Raw genomic sequence first — 5,288 nt, 5'->3', positions numbered from 1 at the left:
CGTCGAATCGGCCCGCTTCCGCGTCTTCGATGATTCGTTTGCACAGATCGGACAGTTCGAGGATGTTTCCTTCGGTCTTGCTGACGGTCAGCGTCCATACGTCGTCGCCGACGACACACCGGAATGTCGTTTCTTCGCCGTCGAGCACTTTCCCGGGCCGTCCCGTTCCCTTGAAATGATCGATCGAGGAGACGAATCTTTCGTGTAGCTTTTCGGCAAATGAATCGGTTACCGGGATGGATTCGGTTTCGACCTGGTAACGTTTGGGCCGCTCTTTCTCGCGTTCGGCAAGCATTGCTTGGTTGTGCTGCGCCAATCGTACGCTGGAATCTTCGGATATGTAGCGATTGGCGGAAGCGCGTTGCCATGGAAATTCTTCCCGAAGTTCGGTTTCTACTTCCTTCCAGTTGGAAATTCGTTTTACTTCAAGGGTATACGATCCGTCTGATGGCTTTTTTAGGATGCGAAAACCGTAGTTCGCTTCAGTCGAGGGGGAGACATAAAATTCGATTCCGGCGTTAATGTCTCCGAAAAAGAGTTTCTCGACTTCTGTTTTGCTGTCGAGATTGAAATACCCGTCCGGCTTTCCGTTCAAGCGGACGAGATCGCTGCTGTAATTGTTTTCGACTCTTTTCAGGAACCGAGTACTTTGCGAAAAAGCGACGGTTCCCAGAAGGATTGAAAAAACGGTTATCAAAATTGTCTTTTCCATACCGGATCTATTTTGCCGGGAAACGATGAAATCTGTTTGTTTTGCGTTATTAAAATAAAACGATTCTAAATATAAAAATCATTTTAATGAAAAGCAAGATCGTTTCGTTTTTTATAAACGGGGCGGGGCGTCCTTGGTGCTGTAAATTCGGATCGTCCATGACGCGGGGAAGCGAGGAGCGGGTAAGCCAGGGGAGCGAAACCGCCGTTTGCGGCGCGGCCTGTCCGCACCTTTCCGGCTTGTCCGGAATGACGGTTCCCCCTTCCGGCAGCGATGCGTCGGAAGGGGGAACGACTGTCCGGAAAGCGTTTCCGGAATTTTTTATTTCGACGGCTGCCGGTTTTTCCGCGCCCGGCGGCCCATTGCGACGCTGATGACGATCGGGATGGCCAGGAATACGACCGTGCCCGCGACGACCAGCCCCGTATAGAGCGCCGGGCTGCCTACCGGCAACTGAGACGGCGGGAAGAACGTTACGGTGAATGCGAACAGCACGGCGAGGAATCCGCCGCCGCCGATGCACCACATCCCGGCGTTGCCTCCCGGCACGCGGTAGCTGCGGGGCAGGTCGGGCTGCGTATAGCGCAGGCGGATGCCTGCGGCGTACATCATCATGTACATAATCAGGTAGAGCCCGATGGTGAGGGCGCTCAGTAGGAAAAAGGCGACGCTTACGTCTTTCATCACGATGTACAGCGACGAGAGCACCGAGACGATACAGCCTTGGATCACCAGGATGTTGACCTGGACGCCGTTCTTGTTGGTCTTTTTCATAAATTCGGGCAATTGGCCCTCTTTGGCCGTCCAGAGCAGGCCCCGGCTGGGGCCCGATATCCACGACATCACGCCCGCCAGGACGCCGAAAGCGATCAGCAGGCTCATGACGTTCGTGAGCCAGCCGACGCGGTAGTGCTTGAATACGATGTCGAACGTCGTGAACAGTCCCGATTGGAGGTTGATCTGGTCGTACGGCGTAATGACGGCTACGGCCAGCGAGCCGAGCGTGAAAAGCCCGAAGGAGATCAGCGCGGCCAGGAACATGGCTTTCGGAAACTGTTTCTGCGGCTCTTTGAGTTCGGGAGCGTGCACCGCGTGCACTTCGACGCCGGCGAAAAGCAGCAGGATACCCGCCAGGAACGCGATGTCGCTCATGCCCGTGATGTGCGGGAAAAGGCGGGGGTGCGCGTGCTGCGTCGCGTCGGCGCTTACGACCTGCGAAACGCTCGCCGGGATGTGTTCGAACGCGATTTCATTACCGCCGGCGATCCACGCCAGCGCCATCGCCACGATCACCACGCCCGGAAGCACCGTCCCGATCAGGAATCCCTTGCTCGTCAGGCCGGAAGCGGTCGCCGTGCCCCTCAGGGTCACCCACGTGGCCGCCCAATACATGACGATCGAAAACAGTCCGACGAAAACGCCGTTCTGCGCGAGGGCGGGCATCCCGATCATGTAGGCGATCGACGCCGCGGCGAATCCCAGCACGGTGGGATACCATACCACGTTCTGAATCCATTGGAGGAAGATCGCCGTGAACCCCATGTGCGGATTGAAAGCCTCTTTGACCCACGAATAGACGCCGCCGCCCCGGGAGGCGAAGGCGCTGCCCAGCTCGGCCCCGACCAGCGCGGCGGGGATAAGGAACAGGAACGTAGCGAAAAAAATGTAGAAGAACATCGTAAGTTCTTCCTGCGCCATCATCGGCAGTCCCCGCAGGCTGATTACGGCGGCGGCCGTCATCAGCGCGAGTTGCATGGTCGTAATGTTTTTGCTTTTAGCCATCGTGTCGGGAAATTCGAAAATACGTTTTTCGAATCTTTCAGTTTTCGTGCCAAAAGGGGAGCGTTTCGCCGCATTGCGTCTGCTTGCCGGCCCGGTCGTCGGCAATTCGGCGCGTCGGGGCCGGCAAGGGCGCAGGACAGCTTTCGATTCAGGGTATCCCAATACCTCACTGTTAGAAGCTGCAAATGCGCCTTCTTTTATGCTTTTCCCGATTGTAGTGTCTGGTAAGTTGCTGAAAATGTGTTTATAAAATCATTATTCGTCAATGTCGATAATATCTTTTAATTTTACATTGAGTGCAATAGAAATTTTATATAAAGTTCTAATTGTAAAATTGACTTTGCCTGTTTCGATACGCGACATATGCGTATGTATCTATCTATTACTTTGCGGTTATCCTGCTTGTTCTGTCGAAATTCCTTTGAAAAAATCTTCAATGGAGATGCCGAAGTATTTACACAAAATAGACAATGATGTCAATGAAATATTGGATTTGCCGATTTCTATTCTGCCGATATTAATATTGGTATGAAAATAAACTGTTTCTTGGGACAAACCTCGCTCTTCCCGTAGTGCTTTTAGCCTATCGGCGGTCCATTTCAACAATTCGTAATCATATCTTTCCCGTCCCATATTTAACAAAGAACCGGAGAAAATGAGTGTTTTAATAACGACAGTACTGTAATTGTTGGAAAATATATTGTATCTTTGTTTTCAATAAGGAATCATTTTAACCAACATCAAATAAAAAAGTTATGTTATCTTTGTGGAAACATTGTAATACGACATAGACGATAAATTTGCAGTTTTACTGCAAATTATAAAGGGTAAACAACTCTTTATGCCTAACTGTAAACTTAGGAAGCCTCTGTAATGAGGTTGTTTAAATCGGGTATAAAAGTTGCCAGTCCATGTTATGCCTTGACCGTTTGTGTCAAGGCTAACTTGGGCGTAGGGCAATTTTCCGATTTAAGGTTTCCTAAGACCTACAGTTAGAGAATATAAGTCCCTGCGCCCTCTTTTGTTGAAAGTTTGCCTGTATCAATATTCAAGGTTTGGTCTGAGAATATGTCGTAACGTCATTGTTTCTTCGTATTGAAAGAACGAATGCAACGTTGCAATGATTTTACGGTTGGCGGCTCAGGCGGTTGTATTCGGCAATGCGGTCGCAGCAGATTTTTTCGGTGATGTCACGCAGGCGTTCGACTTTAGGCATAAGGGCGTCGATGTCTTCTTTCGTGACGACGAAATCGTCGTTATACCGGGCTTCGACGTAGGCGCGTTGCAGCAGTCTGAACAGCCGTTCTTCTTCCGGGGTGTCACGCGGAAAGACCTTCGACAACTCCAGCGTGTAAGGCTTGCATTTTTCTATCAGAAGTTCGAGGTCGTGTTCTTTGTGCCCGTAGAGAATGTAGACCAACGGGATCGTTTTTATAAAATTTTCGGTTGCTTGATGAAGTTGGAATGAAGCGATAACGTACCACTCTTTTAAATAGTTGAATTTAGCCGTTTCGAAAAAACGCGATGCCTCGATAAATCTGTTATTATAGTATTTTTGCGCCATTTTTCTGATCTCCGGATAATTCAGATCGCGCGGCGTAGCTAATTGGTATTCCCCCGAATCGTAGAGTACGATACCCTGCGCCAGAATATCGACGTAGAAATAACGTCCCTCGGAAAGTGCGTTATTCAGTTTGGAAATACTTTCGTTGATGAATTGCGGATGCGTGTGAAACTCCGCATCCTTGCCTTCCAGAAAGCGGTTGCCGATACGGGCGGTCGCGGTGGACTCCCTGACTCCCAGCCGCTTTTTCGTGACTACCAACAGGTCGTAGTCGCTGATGTAAAACGTTCTCACGCCGAAGTCGCGGCGTTCGTCGCACTCGACGTAGGTGTTCCGGGCATAGCTGCCGTAAAGAATAACCATCACAACGTCCTTCACTTCGTCGCGGATCAGGCGGACGAGTTCGTGCAAATCGCGTTGTTTGCGTTCGGGCAGGAAGTCGATCGAGTTCTTCATACTCACAAAATTAGCAAGAAATTTCCAGAAATACATACCCGGCGCGGTTAATTGATTTTTATTCGTATCTTTGTTTTACGGTTTCTTAAAGCGGATTCGTTGTACAGGGGGCGGCTCGTGCCGTCCGGGAACGAACCTAAAAAGCAATTACTATGCAAACTTTAAGGAACTACGACGATTCGGCATAGCCGAAGGACATACTATAAAGGCAAACAACCTTTATACCTGACAGTGAACTTGGGAGCCTTTTCGGAGGTTGTTTAATCTGGGTATAACAGTTGTCAGTCCTTGTTATGTCCTGCCCTTAACGGGTAGGGCAGACAAGGGCGCAGGACAGCTTCCAGATTAAGGTTCCCAAGACCTGCTGTTAGGGGCTGCAAATGCGCCCTCTTTTTATGCCTTTTTCCGAACAGCTTCGGATTTCATCGGGCGCAGTAACGATCCGTTTTTTTAACTATTCGCCTTATGAAAAAAATCATTCAATCCCCTTCGTGGGATCGCATCGTCACGATACTTAAAAACGAAACGTTGTGCGTGAACGAGCTGGCCCGCCGCATCGGTCTGGAACGGCCGCACATGATCGAAGCCGCGAAAGACCCTGCGACGGGAATCTGTCCCGAACTGGCCGCGCGGATTCACTACGCTTTCCCGGCGTACAGCGTCGAATGGCTTCGCACGGGGCTGGGCCCTCACCCGGCCACGCGCGAGGAAGCGCACCCGCAGGCGGAGGTATCGCTGTCGGGGCGCTGGGCATTGCTTCGTACCGAGCATTAC

At 50.8% G+C, this 5,288-nt stretch carries 5 protein-coding genes and 1 pseudogene; 1 reads left to right on the top strand and 5 read right to left on the bottom strand.

From position 1 onward, the window contains the following. The 5 genes from PGR91_RS12985 to PGR91_RS12965 form a co-directional block, all read right to left on the bottom strand. Positions 1-712, bottom strand: a 712-nt coding sequence (locus tag PGR91_RS12985) for a hypothetical protein (protein ID WP_147387426.1), incomplete at its 3' end; no start/stop codon positions are given. Between the two features lie 321 nt (positions 713-1,033). Continuing rightward, complete coding sequence (locus PGR91_RS12980) at positions 1,034-2,494, bottom strand: amino acid permease (protein WP_118657258.1); 1,461 nt, start codon at positions 2,492-2,494, stop codon at positions 1,034-1,036. 255 nt (positions 2,495-2,749) lie between these two features. Beyond that, positions 2,750-2,857, bottom strand: a complete 108-nt coding sequence (locus PGR91_RS12975; protein WP_118657257.1) for a helix-turn-helix domain-containing protein — start codon at positions 2,855-2,857, stop codon at positions 2,750-2,752. A 30-nt stretch (positions 2,858-2,887) separates the two neighbouring features. Continuing rightward, positions 2,888-3,127 carry a helix-turn-helix domain-containing protein gene (locus PGR91_RS12970; RefSeq protein WP_101572754.1) on the bottom strand — a complete coding sequence of 80 codons (240 nt, stop codon included), beginning with the start codon at positions 3,125-3,127 and terminating at the stop codon, positions 2,888-2,890. A gap of 493 nt (positions 3,128-3,620) precedes the next feature. Continuing rightward, entirely contained in the window at positions 3,621-4,514 is an 894-nt protein-coding gene (locus tag PGR91_RS12965) for a HEPN domain-containing protein (protein WP_118657264.1), read from the bottom strand. 465 nt (positions 4,515-4,979) lie between these two features. On the opposite strand from PGR91_RS12965, the pseudogene PGR91_RS12960 reads away from it, so the two are divergent. Then, a pseudogene (locus PGR91_RS12960) lies at positions 4,980-5,288 on the top strand (hypothetical protein); the annotation flags it as partial.

This window comes from Candidatus Alistipes pullistercoris (genome assembly GCF_027665465.1).
Classification (GTDB): domain Bacteria; phylum Bacteroidota; class Bacteroidia; order Bacteroidales; family Rikenellaceae; genus Alistipes_A; species Alistipes_A hominis.
This window is presented reverse-complemented; position numbering and strand designations above follow the sequence as displayed.